This is a genomic window from Nonomuraea sp. NPDC050643 (genome assembly GCF_040654715.1).
Taxonomy (GTDB): Bacteria; Actinomycetota; Actinomycetes; order Streptosporangiales; family Streptosporangiaceae; genus Nonomuraea.
The window spans coordinates 43215-65307 of sequence record NZ_JBFAIM010000047.1 but is presented as its reverse complement, the minus strand read 5'-3'; the positions used below and the strand labels follow the sequence as shown (position 1 = coordinate 65307).

Genomic DNA, 22093 nt, shown 5'->3' with positions numbered 1-22093 from the left:
GTCAATATTCAAGGATGTGAATTTCTGTCAGAATCGTGTACATCATGGAGGCATGCGCATTCTCATGACAGGGGCCGCCGGAAAGGTGGGCACGCTGCTGCGGCCGCGGCTCGCCCGCGAAGGCCGTACGCTGCGGCTTTCGGATATTCAGCCGGGCGAGCCGGGGCCGGGCGAGGAATGGGTGACGGCCGATCTCGCCGACCCGGCCGCCATGGCCGAGGCGATGAAGGGCGTGGACGCCGTGCTGCACCTGGGCGGCCAGAGCAGGGAGCGTCCCTGGGCCGACATCGTGCAGGCCAACATCAACGGGATGCACGTCCTGATGGAGGCGGCGCGCGACGAGGGCGTCGAGCACCTCGTGCTCATGGGCAGCCACCACGCGGCCGGCTTCCACACCAGGCCGGAGTCCGGCGAGGACCTGCCCGACTACGCCTTCCCGCGCCCCGACACCTTCTACGGCGTGAGCAAGGTCGTCATGGAGGCGCTCGGCAGTCTCTACCACGACCGGTTCGGCATGAACGTGACCGTCGTCAGGCTCGGCACCTGTAATGAGGGCTCGCTCGACACCCGCGGCCTGGCCACCTGGATCTCCCCCGACGATCTGGCCCGCCTGGTCGAGGCCGCGCTGGTCGCGCCGGGCTACCACGTCGTCTGGGGCGTCTCGGACAACGCCCGCCGCTGGTGGTCCCTGGAGGAGGCCACGTCCATCGGGTACGTCTCCCGCGACTCCTCCGACTCCCTGGCCGCCGAGCTGATCGCCGAGCACGGCGAGCCGGACCTGTCGCAGCCCCTGCACCACCGCGCCGGCGGCGTCTTCACCCTGAACGAACTGGGCGGCTCCTGGTAGCCCTCAGCCGGCTCCACCCTGGCAACCGGTTGCAAGAACCTTGACGACTCCGGGCCCAAAGGTCAAGGTTTGATCTGGCAACCGTTTGCAAGGGAGGACGGCGATGGCGGCGACGATCAAAGACGTGGCCCGCGCGTGCGGCGTCCACGTGTCCACCGTGTCCCGAACGTTCTCCGCGCCGCACCTGGTCAATCCTGCCACCAGGAGCCGCGTGCTGGCCGCCGCCGACGATCTGGGATACCGCCCCAACCGCGCGGCCAGGGCGCTGACCACCGGGCGCACGTTCAACATGGGCCTGATCGTGGCCGACATCGCCAACCCGTTCTTCCCACCGCTCATCAAGGCCGCCCAGTCACAGGCCAGAGGCCGCGACTACCACGTGTTCGTGGCCGACACCGACGAGGATCCGCGTGTCGAGGAGGAGCTGATCAGGACGTTCACCAAACAGGTGGACGGCGTCCTGCTGTGCAGCCCCCGCCTGTCGAACAAGATGATCGAGCGCCTGGCCGAGGACGTGCCGTTCGTCGTGGTCAACCGGCGGATCAAGGGCATGCCCGCCGTGCTCATGAACGTCGCCCAGGGCGCCAAGAGCGCGCTGGAGCACCTGGCCGGGCTCGGCCACCACCGGATCGCGCTCGTGTCCGGGCCGATCGGCTCGTGGACCAGCAACGAGATGCAGGGCGTGGCCGCCGAGGCGCCCGGGCTCGACCTGGTCTTCTTCGGCCCGAACCAGCCGACCGAGGCCGGCGGCCTGGCCGTGGCCGCCGATGTGGCGGCCTGCGGGGCGACCGCGGTGCTCGCCTACAACGACCTGGTCGCGCTCGGCGTCATCGAGGGACTGTCGGCGATGGAGATAGGGGTACCAGACCAGATAAGTGTGGTCGGGTTCGACGACATCCTCCCCGGGCGCCTCAACCGGCCCAAACTGACCACGGTCGCCATGCCGGCCGTGGCCGCCGGGAGAATGGCCGTCGATCTGCTGCTGCAGTCGGGGGGCGAGGGCGCGACGGTGACCCTCGACACCGCCCTCATCATCCGCGAGTCCACGGGAAGGGCCCAAACATGATCTTCGGAACGCTGCCGTCCGGTCAGCAGGTCGAGTGCGTAGAGCTGGCGTCGGGACGCCTGCGCGCCGAGGTGCTCACCTACGGCGCCATCGTGCGCAGGCTGGAGGTGTCCGGGGTCAACGTCGTGCTCGGGCTGGACACGCTGCAGGACTATCAGACCCGCAGCCGCTACTTCGGCGCGGTCGTCGGCCGGTACGGCAACCGCATCGCCAACAGCCGCTTCACCCTCGACGGGGTCGAGTTCCGCCTGCCGGCCAACAACGGCCCGAGCAGCCTGCACGGCGGCACCGAGGGCTTCGACTCCAAGGTGTGGAAGGTCGCCGAGCGCTCGGAGTCGTCGGTGACGCTCACGCTGACCAGCCCCGACGGCGACCAGGGCTACCCGGGCACGCTGACCGCCTCGGTCACGTACACGCTGGCGGGCGACGCGCTCCGCATCGACTACACGGCCGACACCGACGCTCCGACCGTGGTCAACCTGACCAACCACTCCTACTTCAACCTCAACGGCGGCGGCGACGTGCTCGACCACGTCGTGCGGATGGAGGCCGAGCACTACCTGCCGGTCGACGAGGACAAGATCCCCACGGGCGAGCCGGCGAAGGTCAAGGGCACACCGTTCGACTTCCTCGAGCCGCACACCGTGGGCGAGCGCTACGACGGCGCCTACGACCACTGCTTCGTGCTCGACGGCGAGGTCACGGTGACGGCCGGCGACCTGACCATGAAGGTCACGACCACCGAGCCCGGCGTGCAGTTCTACGCCGGCGGCATGCTCGACGGCGTCGCCACGCCGTACGGGGCCTTCGCCGGGTTGTGCCTGGAGACCCAGCACTTCCCCGACTCGCCCAACCAGCCGCAGTTCCCCTCCACCGTGCTCCGGCCGGGCGAGCTCCGCACCTCCACCACCACCTACCGCTTCATCTGACCTGCCGCAGGGCGGCGGCGGCCTTGATCACCAGCAGGGCCACGTCGTCCTGCGACGGCTCGGCGGCGAACGACTCGACCGCGTGCCGCACCCGCTCGGCCACCGCGTGGGCGCTCAGCCCCGTGCAGCCGGACAGGATGGCCGACAGTCCGTCGCCGTCGTCGAGCAGCCGGCCGCCGTCGCGCCGCTCGGTCACGCCGTCGGTGACGCACAGCAGCACCTCCTCCGGCGCCAGCTCGAACGTCTCCACGTAGAACCTGGCGCCGGCCTCGATGCCGAGCAGCAACTGCGGCGTCGCCATGGCCTCGACCCGGCCGCTCGCCCGCAGCAGAAGGGGCGGCGGGTGGCCGGCCGAGGCGATCGTGCACAGCGCCCCGCCCTGCGGCAGCGGGGTCAGCTCCCCGCACAGCAGGCTGAGGAACCTGCCCTCCTCGCCCTCCTCCAGCAGCGCGTGGTTGAGCCGGTCGAAGATGTCGGCCACCGTGTAGTGCTCCTTGGCCAGCAGGCGTACGGCGTGCCGGGCCAGCCCGGTCACCGCGGCCGCCTCGGGGCCGCTGCCGCACACGTCGCCCAGCGCGAAACACCAGTGGTCCGCCACCGTGAACAGGTCGTAGAAGTCGCCCCCGACGTCGGCACCCTCCTCGGCGGGCTCGTAGACGACCGCGGACTCCAGGCCGGGCATGGGCGCCACCCGCATCGGCAGCAGGCTGCGCTGCAGCACCCGCGAGGTGGTCGCCTGCCTGGCGTAGAGCATGGCCGTGTGCAGGTTGAGCGCCACCAGCCGGCACAGGTCCGCCAGCAGGTCGGCCAGTTCGAGCGGCAGCGTGGGCTCACCCCGGCCGATCACCAGCGCGCCGTGCGACCTGCCCTGCGTGAGCAGCGGGAACGACAGCACGCTCTCCGGGCCGACCGGCCAGCTCATCTCGGTCAGCGCGGTGCGGGGGATGGCGGGCAGCGACTTGCGCAGGTCGGCGTTGTGACGCTCCTCGCTGTGCCAGACATGGGCGAGCCTGGTCATCCCGGTCAGGTCGGTCAGGTAGACCGCCGCCCACGTGGCGATCTTGGGCACCACGAGCTGCGCGGTCAGGGCCGCGATCAGCTCCTCGTCGTGCACGCCCGCCAGCAGCTCGCCCGCCTCGGCCAGGAACGACAGCCGCCCCCGGTGCGCGCGCTCCTGCTCGGCCAGCCGCTCGCGCTGCACGGGCACGGCCACCTGGTCGGCGATGTGCTGCAGGCTGACCGTGAGCTCCTGGTCGAAGCGGCCCGGCTGCACGGCGGTGACCACGATGTAGCCGGTCACCTCGCCGGCCACCAGCAGCGGCGCGCACGCCAGTGACCGGGCGCGCAGTTGCTGCGCCAGCTCGACGTCCCCGGCGAGCAGGTCCTCGGTCATGGCAGGCGTCTTGCGGTCGCCGCCGAACACGCCCGTGGCCAGCACCCCCACCAGCCCGGCCGTGACGCCCGCGCCCGCCGCCACGCCGAAGCGGTTGCCGCCGTCCGCGGCCAGCAGCACGTAGGCGGCGTCGCCGCCGCACGACATCTGCACGATCTGGGCGATGGTGTCGAGCAGCTCGGAGAACGGCATGTCCTGGTCGAGCAGGTCCTTGATGCGCCGGCCGGCCTCCCGGCGCAGCGGCGCGGGCGGCGGCGTCAGGACGTAGCGGTGGTCGCTGCCCACCACCATCCAGATGGCCTTGCGCTCGTCGAAGCGGGTGCGCAGGTGGGAGACGTAGACGGGCATCAGCCGCCCGTCCAGGTGCCGCATGCGCGCCTCGCCCCGCCAGCGGCCCAGGTTGAGGGTGTCGGCCAGCGACAGCGCGTACGGGCCGTGGCCGCGCCAGGCCACCAGCTCCTTCAGCGACCTGCCGACGGCCTGCTCGGCCCGCCAGCCGAGCAGCTTCTCGGCCTCGGAGTTCCACGACTCCACCACCCCGTCGCGGTCGGAGACGATCACGCCGACGTGCAGGGTGTCGACGGGCCCGGCGATCATGGCCGGGGCCAGGCCGGGCGGGCCGACCACGACCTCCTGCTGGTCACAGCCGTCGCTGAGCTCCATGCGGACCCAGACGCGCTTGGCGGTCCTGGTGTAGGTCACGCCCCAGGCGTCGGCCAGCATGCCGGCGAGCGCGAGACCGCGCCCGGAGACGGGCAGCGGCTCGGCGGAGCCTTCGGGAGGCTGGGGCTCGGCGGCCAGAATGGTGCGGCTGGGATGGTGGTCGTCGACCTCGATCTCGAGCTTCGCCGGGGTGGAATCGACGTCCAGACGGCAGGTCAGCTCGACGCCCGTGCCCGCGTGCACGACGGCGTTGGTGACGAGTTCGCTGGTCAGGAGCACGGCGTCTTCCGCGAGATGGCTCAGGCGCCATTCGCCGAGCACCTGGCGGACGAACTTGCGCGCGTGCGCCGGTGCATGGGGAGTGCCGTCGAAGGCCGTGCTCGACACCCTGGTCGTGTCCACTCTGCGTCCTAGAACATCACTCGATGTGGCAGTTCGGTCACTCTCAGAGTGGCAGACTGTTGCCGTTGATACCTCCAGTTGTGAAGAAGGCCGCCATGGTCGCGCAGTTGGAATCCCCGTACACCCCTGGATCGCTCCACCCGGCGGACCTCCGCCCCCTGCTCGTGGCCCTGCAGGGGCTGCGTGACGGCAACTTCCGCTCCAGGCTGGAGATGCCGGAAGACCCGATCCTCGCCGAGCTGGCGACGACGTTCAACCAGGTGATCGACCGTAACGAGCACCTGTCCAACGAGCTGACCCGATTGCGCGGCGAGGTGGCCAGGCAGGGGCGGCTCGACGAGCGGCTCAGCCCCAGCCCCGGCACCGGGAGCTGGGCGGTCAACGTCAACGCCGTCAACACCCTGGTCGACGCGCTCGTCATCCCGGCCGCCAAGGCCACGCGCGTGCTCAACGCGGTCGCCGACGGCGACCTGTCGCAGCGGGTGGACCTCCAGGAGGACAACCGGCCGCTGCGCGGCGGGCTGCGCCTGATGGGCAAGGCCGTCAACCGCATGGTCGAGCAGCTCGCGCTGTTCTCCGGCGAGGTGACGCGGGTGGCGCGCGAGGTCGGCACCGAGGGCCGGCTCGGCGGCCGGGCCAAGGTGCAGGGCATGTCGGGGAGCTGGCGTGACGTGACCGAGGCCGTCAACGCCATGGCCGGGCGGCTGACGGCCCAGGTGCGCGACATCGCGGTCGTCACCACGGCCGTGGCCAGGGGCGACCTGACCCGGCAGGTGACGGTCGAGGCCACGGGCGAGCTGCTCGAGCTCAAGCTGACCGTCAACACCATGGTCGACCAGCTCTCGGCGTTCGCCAGCGAGGTGACGCGGGTGGCGCGCGAGGTCGGCACCGAGGGGCAGCTCGGCGGCCGGGCCGAGGTGAAGGGCGTGCTCGGCACCTGGAAGGACCTGACCGACAACGTCAACTTCATGGCCTCCAACCTCACCACCCAGGTGCGCTCGATCGCCCAGGTGACGACCGCGGTGGCCAACGGCGACCTGTCGAAGAAGATCACCGTCGACGCGCGCGGCGAGATCCTGCAGCTCAAGGACACCATCAACACGATGGTGGGCCAGTTGTCGGCGTTCGCCGACGAGGTGACGCGGGTGGCGCGTGAGGTGGGGACGGAGGGGCGGCTGGGGGGTCAGGCGCAGGTGCGGGGTGTGAGCGGGGTGTGGAAGGACCTGACCGACAACGTCAACTTCATGGCCTCCAACCTCACCGAGCAGGTACGCGACATCGCCCAGGTCGCCACCGCCGTCGCCCAGGGAGACCTCAGCCGCAACATCAGCGTCGACGTCAAGGGCGAGATCCTGCAGCTCAAGGACACCGTCAACACGATGGTGGGCCAGTTGTCGGCGTTCGCCGACGAGGTGACGCGGGTGGCGCGTGAGGTGGGGACGGAGGGGCGGCTGGGGGGTCAGGCGCAGGTGCGGGGTGTGAGCGGGGTGTGGAAGGACCTGACCGACAACGTCAACTTCATGGCCTCCAACCTCACCAGCCAAGTACGCAGCATCGCCATGGTCACCACGGCCATCGCCAACGGCGACCTGTCGAAGAAGATCACCGTCGACGCCCGCGGCGAGATCCTCCAGCTCAAGGACACCATCAACGCCACCGTGGACAAGCTGTCCGCGTTCGCCGACGAGGTCACCAGGGTGGCGCGCGAGGTGGGCACGGAGGGCCGGCTGGGCGGCCAGGCGCAGGTGCGGGGGTCGAGCGGGGTCTGGCGGGACCTGACGGACAACGTCAACTTCATGGCCTCCAACCTCACCAGCCAAGTACGCAACATCGCCCAGGTCGCCACCGCCGTGGCCAACGGCGACCTGTCCAAGAAGATCGACGTGGACGCGCGCGGCGAGATCCTCGAGCTCAAGACCACGATCAACACGATGGTCGACACGCTGTCGTCGTTCTCCTCCGAGGTGACGCGCGTGGCCCGCGAGGTCGGCTCCGAGGGCAGGCTGGGCGGGCAGGCCGAGGTCGAGGGCGTCTACGGCACCTGGGAGCGCCTCACCAAGAACGTCAACGAACTGGCGGGCAACCTGACCACCCAGGTGCGCGCCATCGCCGAGGTCGCCAGCGCCGTGGCGCAGGGCGACCTGAGCCGCTCGATCAGCGTCGAGGCCAAGGGAGAGGTCGCCGAGCTGAAGAACAACGTCAACCTCATGGTCGCCAACCTGCGCGAGACCACCCGCGCCAAAGACTGGCTGGAGAGCAACCTGGCCCGCATCGCCGGGCTCATGCAGGGCCACCGCGACCTGGTCGAGGTCGCCGACCTCATCCTGCGCGAGCTGACGCCGCTGGTCAGCGCCCAGTACGGCGCCTTCTTCCTGGCCGATGCCGACTCGCTCGACGGCGCGCTGGCCTTCATCGCCGGCTACGGCGCGGCCCACGACGTGCTGCCGGGCCCCGGTACGCCCGGCCCCGGCCTGATCAGGCAGGCCGCCCTCGAACGCAAACGCATCCTGTTCGAGGACGTGCCGCCCGGCTACATCAAGGTCCACTCGGGGCTGGGGGAGGCCGCGCCGGCGAGCGTGGTGGTGCTGCCCATCGTGTACGAGGACAAGGTGCTCGGGGTGATCGAGCTGGCCTCGTTCAGCCGGTTCAGCGACGTGCACCTGGCCTTCTTCGACCAGTTCGTGGTGACCATCGGGGTGGCGATCAACACGATCATCGCCAACGCCCGCACGGAGGCGCTGCTGTCGGAGTCGCAGCGGCTGGCCCAGCAACTCCAGGGCCGCTCGGACGAGCTGCAGCGCCAGCAGGCCGAGCTGCGCAAGTCGAACGCCGCGCTGGAGGAGAAGGCCCACCTGCTGGCCACCTCCTCCCGCTACAAGTCGGAGTTCCTGGCCAACATGTCCCACGAGCTGCGCACCCCGCTCAACAGCCTGCTCATCCTGGCCAGGCTGCTGGCCGACAACCCCGAGGGCAACCTGTCGGAGCAGGAGGTCGAGTTCGCCACCACGATCCACAACGCCGGCAGCGACCTGCTCCAGCTCATCAACGACATCCTCGACCTGTCCAAGATCGAGGCCGGGCGCATGGACGTACGCCCGGAGAAGCTGCCGCTGAGCAAGCTGCTCGACTACGTCGACGCCACGTTCCGGCCGCTCACCGTGGACCGGGGGCTCACGTTCGAGATCGAGGTCAGGCCCGGCACCCCGCGCGAGCTCTACAACGACGAGCGGCGCCTGCAGCAGATCCTGCGCAACCTGCTGTCGAACGCGGTCAAGTTCACCTCCGCGGGCGAGGTGCGGCTGCGGGTCTCGGTCGACCGGGAGGCGTCGGAGGAGGGCGAGGTGATCGCGTTCGCGGTCAGCGACACCGGCATCGGGATCGCGGCCGACAAGCTGCCGGCCATCTTCGGCGCGTTCCAGCAGGCCGACGGCACCACGAGCCGCAAATACGGCGGCACCGGCCTGGGCCTGTCGATCAGCAGCGAGATCGCCCGCCTGCTCGGCGGCGAGATCCACGCCAGCAGCAAACCGGGCAGCGGCAGCACGTTCACCCTCTTCGTGCCCGCCACCTGCCCCGCCTCCAACGCGCCGGGCGAGCCCGAGTGGCCCGCCGGGCCCCTGCCCGAGGTGGTCGAGGCCCGCACCACCCCGGCACAGGAGGAGTGGCCGTCCGGGGAGGGCGACGACCTGTGGCAGTCCGGCTCCACGCTCTCCAGGCTCACCGAGGGCCCGCTCGGCGAGGTGTTCGGCGGCAGGCGGGTGCTCATCGTGGACGACGACATCCGCAACGTGTACGCCCTGACCCACGTGCTCGGCCGCCTCGGCATGGAGATCGTCTACGCCGAGAACGGCAGGGAGGGCATCGAGACGCTGGAACGCGAGGAGGACATCGCGCTCGTGCTCATGGACGTGATGATGCCGGAGATGGACGGCTACGAGACGCTCGTCGCGGTACGCCAGATGCCGCGGTTCGCCGAGCTGCCGATCATCGCGCTCACCGCCAAGGCGATGCCCGGCGACCGGGAGAAGACCATCGCCCGCGGCGCCTCCGCCTACGTGCCCAAACCCGTGGACCTCGACCAGCTCCTGGAGGTGATGCGCGGGTGGCTCGCGGGCGAGAGAGAGGGTGGCGGATGAACCGCCAGGTCAAGATCCTGCTGGTCGACGACAACGACGAGAGCCTGGTCGCGCTGGAGGCCGTGCTGCGGCCGCTGCAGCAGGTGCTGTTCAAGGCCAGGTCGGGGCCCGAGGCGATGAAGCTGATGTTACGCCACGACTTCGCGGTCGTGCTGCTCGACGTGCTCATGCCGGGCATGGACGGCTTCGAGACGGCCACCCACATCAAGCGGCTCGACCAGACCCGCGACGTGCCCATCATCTTCCTGACCGGCACCGAGCCCAGCTCGGGCGCCGCCTTCCGGGGCTACGCGGTGGGCGCCGTCGACTACCTCACCAAGCCGTTCGACCCGTGGGTGCTGAGGTCCAAGGTCGCGGTCTTCATCGAGTTGTTCCGCAAGAACGCGGTGCTGGTCGAGCAGGCGGCGCTGCTGAGCCAGCTCGTGCAGGACAACGAGGTGCTGACGGACTTCGCGCTGCGGCTCGGCGCGGTGGAGACGCGCCTGGAGGGGCTGGGTGACGCCGCGGGGGGAGACGAGGGGGTGCGGGAGGCGGTCAAGGACCTGGCCGACCGGGTGGCCGCCATGCAGGCCGCCTTCGAGGCCGTCTCGTCCGTCCGCGGCCGGGACTGAGCCCCGGAAGAGGGCTCAGGGGGGTTCAGGGGAGGAGGGCGGCGCGCAGTCGGTCGGCGTGGGAGCCGGTCAGGCCGTGGGCGAGCAGGAGCCGCTCCGCGCCGCCGCGCAGTCGGTCAGCGCCGCCAGGAACGTGCGCATCGCGCTCTCCGGCGCCTCCAGCAGTGCGGGTGGCATGCCGGGGCGCAGGTTCAGGCCGAGCATGGGCAGCACGTCGGGCAGCGCCTGGGCGGTGAGCGCGTAGTCGCGCACGATGGCCTCGTGCGGCACGGCGAGCAGGTCGAGGATCAGCGCGACCACCAGGCCGGTGCGGTCCTTTCCGGCGGCGCGTGCCGCACACCCAGGACGGCGCCGTCCACGACGAGGGCCCAGTCGTCGGCGGCGCGTTCGTCGTCGCCGCGCAGGTCGGCGATGAGCCGCAGGCCCGCCACCAGTGCGGCGTCCTCCCGGGTGAGGGTGTGCGGCTGCGCCGAGCGGTAGAGCACGCCGGCGCGTAACGCGGTCTCCCCCGCGACGTCCCGGAGGTTGAGAAGAGGCATAAGACAGGTATACGAATCTTTACGCGGTGGAAAGCGGCATTGAGCTGGATGGCGGATGAACCTCGCGTCACCTTTGAGGTGGTCGCATCGGCGAGCCTCCGCGCGTACCGCGGTGTCTCCGACGTACCTTTGGCATCATGGCCACCCGTACGCCGAAAAGCGCATCGAAGGGGCCGGCGAAGCGGTCGACCTCGTCTCGCCCGACTCCCGCCAAGCGCGCGAGCACGTCGGCGGGACGGTCCAGGGCGAAGGGAGCCGCCTCCGGCCGTAAACCCTCGATGACCCACCAGGACCCCATCAGCTGGGTCTTCACCATGATCTGCAAGCTGATCGTCGGGCTCTGGATGCTGCTCGCCAACGGCATCGGCAGCACGGCTCGCGCGCTGGGCAAGAACGCCCGCGAGCTGGATCCGGCGCACCGGCGCGACGGCGTGGGGCTGACGGTCCTCGCGGGCGCGGTCGTGGTCGCGTCCATGACCTGGCGCAACGCCGACGGGGCCGTCTCCGGTGTGGTCAACGTGACCGTACGCGGGGTGTTCGGCTCCCTGGCCTGGGCGCTGCCGCTGCTGCTGGGGCTGCTGGCCTGGCGTTACCTGCGTCACCCCGACCAGAACGCCGACACCGGGCGCATGGTGATCGGGTGGGCCGCGCTGCTGGTCGGCGTGCTCGGCGTGATCCACGTGGCCAACGGCACCCCCTACCCGGCCGGTGAGGGCCAGGGCATGGACCGGGTGTCGGCGGCCGGGGGCATGATCGGGTTCATCGTGTCGGCGCCGCCGATGAGCATCCTGCCGCCGTGGATCACGATCCCGCTGCTGCTGCTCCTGTCCGGGTTCGGCGTGCTGGTGATCACCGCGACGCCCGTGCACCGGATCCCCGAGCGGCTGGCCGAGCTCAAGCACATGCTGTTCGAGCGGCACGCGGAGCCCGACCAGCAGCAGAAGACGCCGGCCAAGAGGCGGACCCGGGCCAAGAAGGGCGAGGACGGCGAGGGCGTCGAGATCGTCAAGCCCTACGACACACCCGTGCTGGCCGAGAAGGACAAGCGTCCCGACCACTCGCCCGAGATCGTGCCGGGGCTGACGGACGAGGACGAACAGCCCGCTCCCGAGGCGGAGAAGCGCCCTGAGCCGCCGCTGCCCACCCCCGCGCCCCGCAAGGTCGAGCAGCTCGTCCTGTCGCCGCAGGCGGGCCCCTACAGCGTCCCGGACCTGCAATTCCTCAAGCAGGGCAGCGCGCCCAAGCCGCAGACCAAGGCCAACACCACCGTGGTCAACGCGCTGACGAGCGTGCTCGAGCAGTTCACCATCGACGCGCAGGTGATCGGGTTCACCCGGGGGCCGACCGTGACCCGCTACGAGATCGAGCTGGGCCCGGCGGTCAAGGTGGAGAAGGTCACGGCCCTCACCAAGAACATCGCGTACGCCGTCAAGTCCGCGGATGTCCGCATCCTGTCTCCCATTCCGGGCAAGTCGGCCATCGGCGTCGAGATCCCGAACGCCGACAAGGACCTCGTCTCGCTCGGCGACGTGCTGCGGGCCCAGGTGGCGCAGGCCGACCACCACCCGATGATCGTCGGCCTGGGCAAAGACGTCGAGGGCCGGACCATCGTCGCGAACCTCGCCAAGATGCCCCACCTGCTCATCGCGGGCGCCACCGGCGCCGGCAAGTCGGTCTGCGTCAACGGGCTGATCACCAGCATCCTCATGCGGGCCACGCCCGACGAGGTGCGGATGGTGCTGGTCGACCCCAAGCGGGTCGAGCTCAGCGTGTACGAGGGCATCCCCCACCTGATCACCCCCATCATCACGAACCCGAAGAAGGCCGCGGAGGCCCTCGAATGGGTGGTGGGCGAGATGGACCGGCGCTACGACGACCTGGCGGCGTCGGGGTTCCGGCACGTGGACGAGTTCAACAAGGCCGTGCGGGCGGGCAAGCTGCAGCCGCCGCCGGGCAGTGAGCGGGTCTACCAGCCGTACCCGTACCTGCTGGTGATCGTCGACGAGCTGGCCGATCTCATGATGGTGGCCCCGCGCGACGTCGAAGACTCGATCGTGCGCATCACGCAGCTCGCCCGCGCGGCCGGCATCCACCTCGTGATCGCCACCCAGCGGCCGTCGGTCGACGTGGTCACCGGCCTCATCAAGGCCAACGTGCCGTCCAGGCTCGCCTTCGCCGTCTCCAGCCTCACCGACTCGCGCGTCATCCTCGACCAGCCGGGCGCCGACAAGCTGGTCGGGCAGGGTGACGCGCTGTTCCTGCCGATGGGCGCGAGCAAGCCGATCCGCATCCAGAACGCGTTCGTCTCGGAGAAGGAGATCGCCGAGATCGTCACGCACTGCAAGACGCAGATGCAGGTCGAATACCGCGAGGACGTGACCGTCGCGCCGGTCAAGCGGGAGATCGACGAGGAGATCGGCGACGACCTCGACCTGCTCGTCCAGGCGGCCGAGCTGATCGTGACCACGCAGTTCGGCTCGACCTCGATGCTGCAGCGCAAGCTGCGCGTCGGGTTCGCCAAGGCCGGGCGGCTGATGGACCTGCTGGAGAGCCGCAACGTGGTCGGCCCGAGTGAGGGCTCGAAGGCGCGCGAAGTGCTCGTGAAGCCCGACGATCTGCCGGGTTTGCTGGCTGACCTGCGTGGCGAATGACCCCAATGCATGCTTGCGCGGTGGTAACTGATTGAATGTGTACTACCACGAACAGTGATGAGTGGTGGGGGGCGGTCACTGTGCAGGAGCAGAGCATCGGAGCCATGCTGGCGGCGGCAAGGCAGTCTGCCGGACTGTCGGTCGCACAGGTCGGCGCGGCCACCAATATCCGCGAAGCGATCATCCAGCGGATGGAGCAGGACGACTACGGTCAGTGCGGGGGCGACTTCTACGCCCGCGGGCACGTCAGAGCCGTGGCCAAGGCCGTGGGGCTCGATCCGGAGGCCACGGTCCATCTCTACGACCAGGAGCACGGCGGGGCGCCGCAGCCGTTCGCGGCCTCGGCCGTGTTCCAGGCCGACAAGAAGATCCACCTGCCGGAGCGGCGGGGGCCGAACTGGACGATGGCGCTCGGAGTCGCGCTGGCCGTCGTCGTGGTGTTCGGCATGATGCGGGTGCTGGGCGGCGCCAGCGACCAGGTGCGGACGGGCGACGTGCGGGCGGCCTCGGCCAGGCCCAGCGTCCCGCCCAACACGCCCATCACCGAGTCGCCGCGGGCCGCGCCGGCCAAGGCCCTGCCCAAGGGCATGGTGACGGTCCGGATGAAGGCCAAGCGGTCGTCGTACGTGAACGTGCACGACGCCGACGGGCGCAAACTGTTCGCCGGGACGCTGAAGGCGGGAAAGACCTCGACCTGGAAGGCACCCGGGAAGGTCAACGTGCTGATCGCGGACGCCGGAGCCGTGACCCTGCACGTCAACGGCAAAAAAGTGAAGGGCCTCGGCGGCCGGGGAGAGGTGGTCCGGCGCTCGTTCGGGCCGCCCAAACCGCAGTCTCGGTAGTCACCTGGGGAGCCCGTGCATCGGGTGGTGGCCAACTCCCGATACCGTAGTGTTCACCATGTCATCCCGCCGAACCGCATCGCTGATCACCCTGGGCTGCGCGCGCAACGAGGTCGACTCCGAGGAGCTCGCCGCGCGACTTGAGGCTGCCGGTTGGCAGCTTGGCGACGACGACCCCGATGTCGTCGTCGTCAACACGTGTGGCTTCATTGACTCGGCCAAGAAAGATTCCATCGACACGCTGCTCGCCGCCGCTGACTCCGGCGCGAAGGTGGTGGCCGCGGGCTGCATGGCCGAGCGCTACGGCAACGAGCTGGCCGAGGCTCTGCCGGAGGCCAGCGCGGTCATCTCCTTCGACGACTACGCCGAGATCGGCGGCCGCCTCGACGACGTGCTCGAGGGCCGCGCGCTCAAGCCCCACACGCCACGCGACCGCCGCACCTTGCTACCCATCTCGCCGGTGGACCGTGCCAGCGCGCCCAAGACGAGCATCCCGGGCCACGGCGACCTGCCGACGGGCCTCGCGCCCGCCAGCGGTCCCCGTGTGCTGCGCAAACGGCTCGACGAGAGCCCGGTGGCCTCGCTCAAGCTGGCCTCCGGCTGCGACCGGCGCTGCACGTTCTGCGCCATCCCGGCCTTCCGCGGCTCCTACGTCTCGCGCAAGCCGGATGAGCTGCTGGCCGAGGCCGACTGGCTGGCCCACAGGGGCGTGCGCGAGCTCGTCCTGGTGAGCGAGAATTCCACGTCTTACGGCAAGGACCTGGGCGACCTCAGGGCTCTGGAGAAGCTGCTGCCCGAGCTCACGGCCGTCGAGGGCATCGAGCGGGTGCGGGTCAGCTACCTGCAGCCGGCCGAGCTGCGCCCCGGCCTGATCGACGTGATCACCGGCACCGAGGGCGTCGCGTCCTACTTCGACCTGTCCTTCCAGCACGCCAGCGGCTCGGTCCTGCGCAGGATGCGCCGCTTCGGCGACCCTCAGCGCTTCCTGGGGCTGCTGGAGACCGTCCGTGAGCGCGCCCCCGAGGCGGGCGTGCGCTCCAACTTCATCGTGGGCTTCCCCGGCGAGACCGAGGAGGAGTTCGGCGAGCTGGTCGGGTTCCTGGAGGAGGCCAGGCTCGACGTGATCGGCGTGTTCGGCTACTCCGACGAAGACGGCACCGAGGCCGCCGGCCTGCCCGGCAAGCTGGAGCAGGAGGTCGTCGACGAGCGCGTGCGCATCCTGACCGAGCTGGCCGAAGAGCTGACCGCCCAGCGCGCGGAAGAGCGCATCGGCACCGAGGTCGACGTGCTGATCGACGACGACCTGGGCGACGGCGGCTACGAAGGCAGGGCCGCGCACCAGGGCCCCGAGGTCGACGGCTCGGTCACGGTGCAGGGCATCGGTCTGGTCAGGGGGCAGATCGTACGCGCGGTCGTGGTCGACGCCGAGGGTGTCGACCTGATCGCGCGCATCAAGGCCGGTCCATGAAGAGGGACGAGCGCCGCGTCGTAAGCCCGTGGAACATCGCCAACGTCCTCACGGTCCTCCGGTTGGTGCTCGTCCCTTTCTTCGTCGTCTGTCTCTTCCTGCCGGGCACCGGCTGGCGGGTGGCCGCCCTGGCGGTGTTCGCGGTGGCCTCCATCACCGACCACCTCGACGGGGAGCTGGCCAGGCGCTACGGCCTCATCACCGACTTCGGCAAGATCGCCGATCCCATCGCGGACAAGGCGCTCATCGGCGCCGCCCTGGTGTGCCTGTCGATCCTCGACGAGCTGCCGTGGTGGGTCACGGCCGTGATCATCGGCAGGGAGCTGGGCATCACGGTGCTCAGGTTCGTGCTGCTGCGGCACGCGGTCATCCCGGCCAGCTTCGGCGGCAAGGTCAAGACCGTGCTGCAGATCACCGCCATTGTGCTCTACCTGCTGCCCTTCGTGCCCGGGCCCGTGCGGTGGGTGGTGATGGGGGCGGCGACCGTCGTGACCGTGGGCACGGGCGTCGACTACGTCATCAGGGCCATCAGGCTGCGCCAGGTGGCCAAACAGGTGCGCGGGGAGTGAGCGATGGCCGACCTGGACGGCGTGGCCGGCGTGCTGGAGTTGCTGGTGGACCAGGGCGCCACGCTGGCGGTGGCCGAGTCGCTGACCGGAGGGCTCATCGGGGCCGCGGTCACGTCGGTCTCGGGCTCCTCCAAGGCGTTCAGGGGCGGGGTGCTCTCCTACGCGACCGACCTCAAGCGCGAGCTGCTGGGGGTGCCGGGGGAGCTGCTGGAGCGCGAGGGGGCGGTGCATCCCGAGGTGGCCGCGGCCATGGCGGCCGGGGTCGCGCGGCTGTGCGGGGCGACGTACGGACTGGCCGTGACGGGGGTGGCGGGGCCCGAGCCGCAGGACGGCAAGCCCGTCGGCACCGTCCATGTGGCCGTCAGCGGGCCCGGAGGGCAGATTTCCGCGCGGGAATTGAGACTCCATGGGTCGCGCGAACGTATCAGGGTAGAGACGGTGCACGAGGCAGTCGATCTCCTGGCAGGTGTGCTGAAGGCGAACATAGGGGAACATTCCGGGTGATTACCGTGTTACGTCCCGAGCGAACAAGCGAGGCACGGTCTGACGCGGTGTCGGTTGATACGGGTACGGTGGAGCTGTGAGTGAGGTCCGTGAGCCAACTGCAAGCACCGAGCGCCCGGCAGGCGGGCCTGATGAGTCGCGAGCTGCGGTCCAGGGGCGGCGACGCCCAGTGATGACGGCGAGGAGTATGTACGAAGCGAAGAAGACCAATGTGCGGCACGATCCGATCGCGCGGGGCGTGGTGAAGACATCCGCGCCGGGGAGGGAGCGACAGATGATTCTGCTGCGTCAGCTGCTCGGCGACGTGCTGAGGCGGTTGCGGGTGCGGCAGGGACGCACGCTACGCGAGGTGTCCACTCTTGCACGGGTTTCCCTCGGATATCTGTCCGAGGTGGAGCGTGGCCAGAAGGAGGCCTCGTCCGAGCTGCTCGCGTCCATTTGCGGCGCGCTCGGAGTGCCGCTTTCGCAGGTGTTGCGTGAAGTGTCCGACCAGTTCGCGCTGGCGGAGCTCCAGGCTGCCCCTGTGCTTGCCGATGTTCCCGAGCACGAGCGCCTGTCCCTTTCCGAGACGGTTCCCGGGTCGATCTCCGACTCCGTGTTCCCCGAAGTCAAGGACATGGTGGCTGCCTAACGCGGCTGGCAGCCGGCACACCACAGGATCAGTCGTTCCTGTGGCCGCGCCCCCATCTCCCCGCGGCTGATGCGGGTGCCGCATCGGCGACAGGGCTTCCCCGCCCTGCCATAGACCCAGGTCTGGTTCGCCGGGCGGCGATCTCCTGTTGTCACCGTGCCCGCATGCCCCTTGTTGGCGTCCAGCAGTCGCTGGGCCAATGACACGAGCCCGTTGAGATCCCCGATCTCCCCGACCCTTTTCCACGGCCAGATCCCGCGCAGGAACAGGGTCTCGGCGCGATAGATCGTGCCGATCCCCGCCAGGTTGCGCTGATCGAGCAGCGCCTCCCCGATGGTCCTGTCGGGCGCCCCTCGCAGCCTCCGCACGGCCTCATCCGGGTCCCAGTCCGGCCCCAGCAGATCCGGCCCCAGGTGGCCTACCAGTCGTGCCTCGTCGCCGGTCTTGACGAGATCCACCATCCCGAGCCTGACCCCCACCGCCTGCCACTGCTCGTTGGCCAGGATCAGCCGCACCTGGTCGCGGCCGGGGGTGCGCTGCCCGGCGGGTGCGACCTGCCAGCTCCCCTCCATGCGCAGGTGGGTGTGGACGGTCAGATCACCTTCGACGCGCGTGAGCAGGTGCTTGCCGCGGGAGAGCGTGGTGAGGACCGCGCGGCCGGTGAGGTCGGTGGTGGCGTAGCGGGGGACGCGGAAGTCCGACCGGGTGAGCACCCGGCCGTCCAGCGCGCCCCTGAGCCGCGCCGCCGTACGGTAGACGGCGTCTCCTTCTGGCATCTGTCCATAGTATGAACCGCCTTTTCGGCGAAGATCCGGCAGGTTCCGAACCGGTCACCACCGGCCGCATGAGTCCCGTGACCTTCGGGAACACGCCCGCCGACCGCTGCGGGACGCGCACCGGCTTGCCCCATCGCGTGGTCGCGACAACTCTTCACGGGCCATAATGACGATCTGGAGTCGGCCTGGCGGAAGGCTTGGGCGGGGCATGCCGGAGATCACAGATTTACGGGCGGGAGATCCCGCCGAGGTCGCGAAGTACCGGTTGACCGGACGGCTCGGCGCGACCGTCTTCACGGGACGGACGGAGACCGGCGAGGTCGTGGCCGTCAGGATGCTGCCGGCGGAGGTGGATCCCGAGCTGTTCCTGCACGCCATCGAGCCCCTGAGGGCCGTGACGGCGGCGGGCACGGCACAGGTGCTGGACACCGGGATGGTGGGCGAGCGGGCCTACGTCGTCAGCGAGTTCGTCGACGGGCCCACGCTGGAGGCGGCCGGGGGGGCGCTCGACGAGGTCGCGTCCTACCGGCTCGCGGTCGGGACGATCACCGCGCTGGTCGCGATCCACCAGGCGGGGCACGTCCACGGCGACATCCGGCCGCGCAACGTGCTGCTGGGGCCCGACGGCCCCAGGCTGATCGACCTCGGGCTCGAGCGGGCCCTGGCGGCCGCGGCCGTGTCGACGCGCAAGGTGGAGGTGCCCGCCTACACCGCGCCCGAGCGGCTGCGCGGGGCCGAGGCCGGACCGGCCTCCGACGTCTTCTCCTGGGCGGCGACCATGGCGTTCGCCGTCTCCGGCGCCTCACCCTTCGACGGCGGGTCTCTGGGCGCGACCGTCGACCGCATCCTCAAGGGCCCGCCCACGCTGCCGGACCTGGGCGAGTTGCACGCGCTGATCGCCTCCTGCCTGGCCAAGGAGCCCACCGCGCGGCCCGAGGCCGGCGAGGTGCTGTTACGGCTGGTCGGGCAGACGTCGTTCCTGACCGGGAAGGTGGTCACCGGGCCGCCCATACCGGAGACCGTGCCCCCGCCGCGCAGGCGGCTGTGGCCCCCGCTGGCCGCCGCGTTCGTGGCCGGGGCGCTGGTGTCGGGAGGCGGTGTGTACGCCGTGCTCGACGCCCGTACGGGCACCGGGGTCACGGTCGCGGCCCGGACGACCCCCACGGCGTCGCCCTCGCCCTCGCCCGTTCTCAGCGCCTCGCGCACGTCGCCGCCGTTCACGAAGGTGGCGGAGAAGGCGGCCACGGACACGCCGCTGCCCGCCGTCGGCGCCACCCTGCACGAGCATCCCAGCGACGTCTTACGGCTGGCCGCGTACATGAACGTCAAGCACCCCTTCACCAGCTACGCCAGGGACAAGAGCGGCGCCTTCAAGACGGTCGCGACGGCGGAGGAGCCGGTCGTCTCGCCCGGCGGCGACTGGGTGGCGCTCAACCCGTGGCTGAAGTTCCAGAACTCCGAGGTGGACCAGATCAAGTTCACCAGGATCTCCACCGGTGAGACCTTCAGCGTCCCCACGGTCAAGAAGCCGAAGCGCACCTCGACCCCCGTGTGGTCGCGCGACGGCGGCAAGCTGCTGCTCACGGTCATCGACGACGACAAGAACGAGCTCAGCGGCGGCTTCGTGATCGTCGACCTGGCCACCAGGAAGGCCACGTACGTGGAGACGGAGTTCGTCGACGTCGCCAGCCTCGTCTACACCTTCACCCCCGACGGCCAGGTCGCCCGCGGCTACAGCGGCAAGACCAGCCAGGGCATCGACTTCTACAGCACCACCGGCCAGGTGACCAAGGCGATGCACTGGGTGGGCCTGCCGCGCAACAAGGACTGGTTCACGCCGTCGGGCAACCGGTTCGCCACGATCTGCCCGAAGGGCGCCGGGGAGGTGTGCGTCTGGGACGCCCGGACGGGCGCCCGGGTGGCCACGGTGCCGCGAGACGACGACGAGGGCAGCGTGCTCGGCTGGTACGACGACAACCATCTGCTGCTGCAGGAGCCGGGCAAGAAGGGCAAGGCGGAGGTGCGGATCGTGGATCTCGGCGGCGCGACCAGGCGCGTGCTGGCCGACGTCACTCCTCTGCGGGCCTCCATGGACTTCCGACGCGTGCCGGGCAAATGAGACCACTTCTCGCGGGCGACCCCGTCGTCGTGGGCGACTACCGCATCACCGGGCGAATCGGTGAGGGCGGCCAGGGCGTCGTGTACGCGGGAGAGCTGCCGGACGGCCGGCGGGTCGCGGTCAAGATGCTCGGCGCCGGGCTGGGCGACGACGACGACTCGCGGACCCGGTTCAGCCAGGAGGTCGCCTACGCGCGCCGGGTCAAGGCGTTCTGCACGGCTCAGGTGCTGGCCAGCGGGGAGGCCGGCGGCGTCCCGTACGTGGTGAGCGAATATGTGGACGGGCCCTCGCTGGCGCAGGTCATCCGGGAGCGCGGCACGCTGCGGGGGGCCGAGCTGCGCCGCCTCGCGATCGGGACGCTGACCGCGCTGGCGGCCATCCACCGGGCCGGCGTGGTCCACCGGGACTTCAAGCCCGGCAACGTGCTGCTCAGCCGGGACGGGCCGCGCGTGATCGACTTCGGCATCGCGCGGGCGCTGGAGGAGACGGAGCTGGGCGGGGAGTTCCTGGTGGGGACGCCGCCGTACATGGCGCCCGAGCAGTTCGCGGGGCAGGGGGCCGGGCCGTCCGCCGACCTGTTCGCCTGGGGTTCGACCATCGTGGCCGCGGCGGCGGGCCGGCCGCCGTTCGGGAGCGGCGAGCTGCCCGCGGTGATCAACCGGATCCTGTCCGGGGAGCCCGAGCTGGGCGGCCTGGACGGCGAGCTGCGGGAACTGGTGGGCCGGTGCCTGGCCAAGGACCCCGCCGCGCGGCCGACGGCCACGCAGGCGCTGCTGACGCTGCTCGGGCATCGGGTCCCGGAGCGACTGCTGCTGGCCGAGGGGCAGCAGGCGGCCGCTCCACCCGGGACCCCGACGGTTCCCGCACCGGGCTGGACCACGGTGCCGCCGGTGCCGCCGCCTGCCGTCGTACGCCGCCGGGGGCCGGTCGTGGCCTGGGCCGCCGCGGGCGTGGTCGTCGTCGTGGCCGCCGCGGTGGTCTCGTTCCTGCTGTTACGGCCCGCGCCCGCGCCTGTGCCCGCCCCGGCGCCGTCGGCGGCCCCCGCACCGCCCACGCCGCGGCCCGGGACGCTGGCGACCGCCTCGGCGGCGGAGGTGAAGGTGCCCGACACGAAGATCACGCTGCACGAGAACCCGGCCGACCCCGTCTGGGTCTCCTCCTACGTGGACAGGCGCGGCGTCAACGGCGACCCTTCCTACATCCGCGACCCGAAGACCGGGGCGTTCGAGTTCTTCGGCGCCTGGCAGGAGCCCATCACGTCGCCGGGCGGCGGATACGTGGCCTCGCTGCCGGTGACCCGCGTCAACCAGAGCGGCTACGAGACCCTGGTGCTGCGGGACCGGACCACCGGCAAGGCGGGTGAGATCCGTACCGTCGACAAGCCCGGCACGCTCTTCTTCCCGCGGTGGTCGGGCGACGGGAAGCGGCTGCTGGCCACCGTCACCGAGAACGACAAGGCGGTGGGGTTCGCGATCGTGGACGCGGCGGCCCGGTCGGTCACGGTGACGCGGGCGCAGGGGGGCGAGGGCGCGTTCATGTGGAGCGCGGACGGCGACGCGCTGCTGCAGGCCGGGACGGAGGACGCGGTCCGGGTGCTCGACCTGGCGGGCAGGCCGCTGCGGGTGCTGCGCGGGGTGGGGGAGCTGGTCAGGGTGGACGCGTCGCGGACGCCGTTGGGGGCGGTCTTCGCCACCAAGTGCGACGATAAATCGGCAAATATTTGCTTCTGGGATGAGAAGTCGGGCGAGCGGAAGGGCATCGCGCGGCTGGCCAAGGGCGTGAGCTTCCACGGGTGGCTCGACGAGCGGCATTTCCTGGCCACCGTGCCCCACGGCGCCGACGCCGAACTGGTCATGATGGATCCGGGCGGGCGCACCGTGCGCACCCTGGCCGACGGCCCCGCGGCCCAGGTCCGGGAGATCTCGCTCTGGTTCACCCGCAGGTGAG

Annotated in this window: 17 protein-coding genes; 13 read left to right on the top strand and 4 right to left on the bottom strand. The window is 70.6% G+C overall.

The annotated features are described in order from the left end of the window. Nucleotides 1-52: 52 nt before the first annotated feature. The 3 genes from AB0I15_RS43755 (at nt 53) to AB0I15_RS43745 (ending at nt 2842) form a co-directional block, all read left to right on the top strand. Entirely contained in the window at nt 53-847 is a 795-nt protein-coding gene (locus AB0I15_RS43755) for an NAD(P)-dependent oxidoreductase (RefSeq protein WP_358110058.1), read from the top strand. Between the two features lie 103 nt (nt 848-950). Further along, a complete protein-coding gene (locus tag AB0I15_RS43750) occupies nt 951-1913 on the top strand; it encodes a LacI family DNA-binding transcriptional regulator (RefSeq protein ID WP_358110055.1) in 963 nt (320 codons plus the stop codon). Further along, entirely contained in the window at nt 1910-2842 is a 933-nt protein-coding gene (locus AB0I15_RS43745; RefSeq protein WP_358110051.1) for an aldose epimerase family protein, read from the top strand. Before AB0I15_RS43750 ends, AB0I15_RS43745 begins: the two co-directional genes overlap by 4 nt. Here the strand turns inward: AB0I15_RS43745 and AB0I15_RS43740 are convergent. Continuing rightward, nucleotides 2835-5300, bottom strand: a complete 2466-nt coding sequence (locus tag AB0I15_RS43740) for a SpoIIE family protein phosphatase (RefSeq protein WP_358110048.1) — start codon at nt 5298-5300, stop codon at nt 2835-2837. The two genes, AB0I15_RS43745 and AB0I15_RS43740, sit on opposite strands and share 8 nt — an antisense overlap. Nucleotides 5301-5395: 95 nt before the next feature. Here AB0I15_RS43740 and AB0I15_RS43735 point away from each other — a divergent pair, with 95 nt between their 5' ends. Further along, nucleotides 5396-9436, top strand: coding sequence for a HAMP domain-containing protein (locus tag AB0I15_RS43735; RefSeq protein ID WP_358110045.1), 4041 nt, complete (start codon nt 5396-5398; stop codon nt 9434-9436). Further along, entirely contained in the window at nt 9433-10047 is a 615-nt protein-coding gene (locus AB0I15_RS43730; protein ID WP_358110042.1) for a response regulator, read from the top strand. The genes AB0I15_RS43735 and AB0I15_RS43730 overlap by 4 nt, the downstream gene beginning before the upstream one ends. Nucleotides 10048-10116: 69 nt before the next feature. Here the strand turns inward: AB0I15_RS43730 and AB0I15_RS43725 are convergent, their stop codons facing one another. Together AB0I15_RS43725 and AB0I15_RS43720 are read right to left on the bottom strand one after the other, a co-directional pair. Continuing rightward, nucleotides 10117-10347, bottom strand: coding sequence for a tyrosine-protein phosphatase (locus AB0I15_RS43725; RefSeq protein ID WP_358110039.1), 231 nt, complete (start codon nt 10345-10347; stop codon nt 10117-10119). Beyond that, entirely contained in the window at nt 10335-10586 is a 252-nt protein-coding gene (locus tag AB0I15_RS43720; RefSeq protein ID WP_358110036.1) for a tyrosine-protein phosphatase, read from the bottom strand. The genes AB0I15_RS43725 and AB0I15_RS43720 overlap by 13 nt, the downstream gene beginning before the upstream one ends. A gap of 137 nt (nt 10587-10723) precedes the next feature. Here AB0I15_RS43720 and AB0I15_RS43715 point away from each other — a divergent pair, with 137 nt between their 5' ends. The 6 genes from AB0I15_RS43715 to AB0I15_RS43690 all read left to right on the top strand — a co-directional run bounded on the left by AB0I15_RS43715 (nt 10724) and on the right by AB0I15_RS43690 (nt 17251). Next, nucleotides 10724-13237, top strand: coding sequence for a DNA translocase FtsK (locus AB0I15_RS43715; protein WP_358110033.1), 2514 nt, complete (start codon nt 10724-10726; stop codon nt 13235-13237). Nucleotides 13238-13341: 104 nt separating this feature from the next. Beyond that, complete coding sequence (locus tag AB0I15_RS43710) at nt 13342-14079, top strand: helix-turn-helix domain-containing protein (protein WP_358110030.1); 738 nt, start codon at nt 13342-13344, stop codon at nt 14077-14079. A 58-nt stretch (nt 14080-14137) separates the two neighbouring features. Continuing rightward, entirely contained in the window at nt 14138-15547 is a 1410-nt protein-coding gene (gene rimO / locus AB0I15_RS43705) for a 30S ribosomal protein S12 methylthiotransferase RimO (RefSeq protein WP_358110026.1), read from the top strand. Further along, nucleotides 15544-16116 carry a CDP-diacylglycerol--glycerol-3-phosphate 3-phosphatidyltransferase gene (pgsA, locus tag AB0I15_RS43700; protein ID WP_358110023.1) on the top strand — a complete coding sequence of 191 codons (573 nt, stop codon included), beginning with the start codon at nt 15544-15546 and terminating at the stop codon, nt 16114-16116. Before rimO ends, pgsA begins: the two co-directional genes overlap by 4 nt. A 3-nt stretch (nt 16117-16119) precedes the next feature. Beyond that, the gene (locus AB0I15_RS43695; protein WP_358110019.1) at nt 16120-16620 is read left to right on the top strand and encodes a nicotinamide-nucleotide amidohydrolase family protein; all 501 of its coding nucleotides are present in this window, start codon (nt 16120-16122) and stop codon (nt 16618-16620) included. Between the two features lie 274 nt (nt 16621-16894). Further along, on the top strand, nt 16895-17251 hold the full coding sequence (locus AB0I15_RS43690) for a helix-turn-helix transcriptional regulator (RefSeq protein WP_358110198.1): 357 nt from the start codon (nt 16895-16897) through the stop codon (nt 17249-17251). Here the strand turns inward: AB0I15_RS43690 and AB0I15_RS43685 are convergent. Then, on the bottom strand, nt 17248-18027 hold the full coding sequence (locus AB0I15_RS43685; protein WP_358110016.1) for a DNA-formamidopyrimidine glycosylase family protein: 780 nt from the start codon (nt 18025-18027) through the stop codon (nt 17248-17250). The two genes, AB0I15_RS43690 and AB0I15_RS43685, sit on opposite strands and share 4 nt — an antisense overlap. Before the next feature lie 208 nt (nt 18028-18235). On the opposite strand from AB0I15_RS43685, the gene AB0I15_RS43680 reads away from it, so the two are divergent. Next, the gene (locus tag AB0I15_RS43680) at nt 18236-20146 is read left to right on the top strand and encodes a serine/threonine-protein kinase (RefSeq protein ID WP_358110013.1); all 1911 of its coding nucleotides are present in this window, start codon (nt 18236-18238) and stop codon (nt 20144-20146) included. Next, nucleotides 20143-22092 (top strand): serine/threonine-protein kinase, encoded by a 1950-nt coding sequence (locus AB0I15_RS43675; RefSeq protein ID WP_358110010.1) that lies wholly within the window; start codon nt 20143-20145, stop codon nt 22090-22092. The genes AB0I15_RS43680 and AB0I15_RS43675 overlap by 4 nt, the downstream gene beginning before the upstream one ends. Nucleotide 22093 lies beyond the last annotated feature (1 nt).

What these genes read in the sequence shown, in the direction of transcription:
- AB0I15_RS43730 (WP_358110042.1), top strand. Translation starts at nt 9,433, where the DNA reads ATGAACCGCCAGGTCAAGATCCTGCTGGTCGACGACAACGACGAGAGC.
- AB0I15_RS43750 (WP_358110055.1), top strand. Translation starts at nt 951, where the DNA reads ATGGCGGCGACGATCAAAGACGTGGCCCGCGCGTGCGGCGTCCACGTG.
- AB0I15_RS43715 (WP_358110033.1), top strand. Translation starts at nt 10,724, where the DNA reads ATGGCCACCCGTACGCCGAAAAGCGCATCGAAGGGGCCGGCGAAGCGG.
- rimO (WP_358110026.1), top strand. Translation starts at nt 14,138, where the DNA reads ATGTCATCCCGCCGAACCGCATCGCTGATCACCCTGGGCTGCGCGCGC.
- AB0I15_RS43690 (WP_358110198.1), top strand. Translation starts at nt 16,895, where the DNA reads ATGATTCTGCTGCGTCAGCTGCTCGGCGACGTGCTGAGGCGGTTGCGG.
- AB0I15_RS43680 (WP_358110013.1), top strand. Translation starts at nt 18,236, where the DNA reads ATGCCGGAGATCACAGATTTACGGGCGGGAGATCCCGCCGAGGTCGCG.
- AB0I15_RS43720 (WP_358110036.1), bottom strand. Translation starts at nt 10,586, where the DNA reads ATGCCTCTTCTCAACCTCCGGGACGTCGCGGGGGAGACCGCGTTACGC.
- AB0I15_RS43710 (WP_358110030.1), top strand. Translation starts at nt 13,342, where the DNA reads ATGCTGGCGGCGGCAAGGCAGTCTGCCGGACTGTCGGTCGCACAGGTC.
- AB0I15_RS43755 (WP_358110058.1), top strand. Translation starts at nt 53, where the DNA reads ATGCGCATTCTCATGACAGGGGCCGCCGGAAAGGTGGGCACGCTGCTG.
- AB0I15_RS43675 (WP_358110010.1), top strand. Translation starts at nt 20,143, where the DNA reads ATGAGACCACTTCTCGCGGGCGACCCCGTCGTCGTGGGCGACTACCGC.
- AB0I15_RS43735 (WP_358110045.1), top strand. Translation starts at nt 5,396, where the DNA reads ATGGTCGCGCAGTTGGAATCCCCGTACACCCCTGGATCGCTCCACCCG.
- AB0I15_RS43745 (WP_358110051.1), top strand. Translation starts at nt 1,910, where the DNA reads ATGATCTTCGGAACGCTGCCGTCCGGTCAGCAGGTCGAGTGCGTAGAG.
- pgsA (WP_358110023.1), top strand. Translation starts at nt 15,544, where the DNA reads ATGAAGAGGGACGAGCGCCGCGTCGTAAGCCCGTGGAACATCGCCAAC.
- AB0I15_RS43685 (WP_358110016.1), bottom strand. Translation starts at nt 18,027, where the DNA reads ATGCCAGAAGGAGACGCCGTCTACCGTACGGCGGCGCGGCTCAGGGGC.
- AB0I15_RS43695 (WP_358110019.1), top strand. Translation starts at nt 16,120, where the DNA reads ATGGCCGACCTGGACGGCGTGGCCGGCGTGCTGGAGTTGCTGGTGGAC.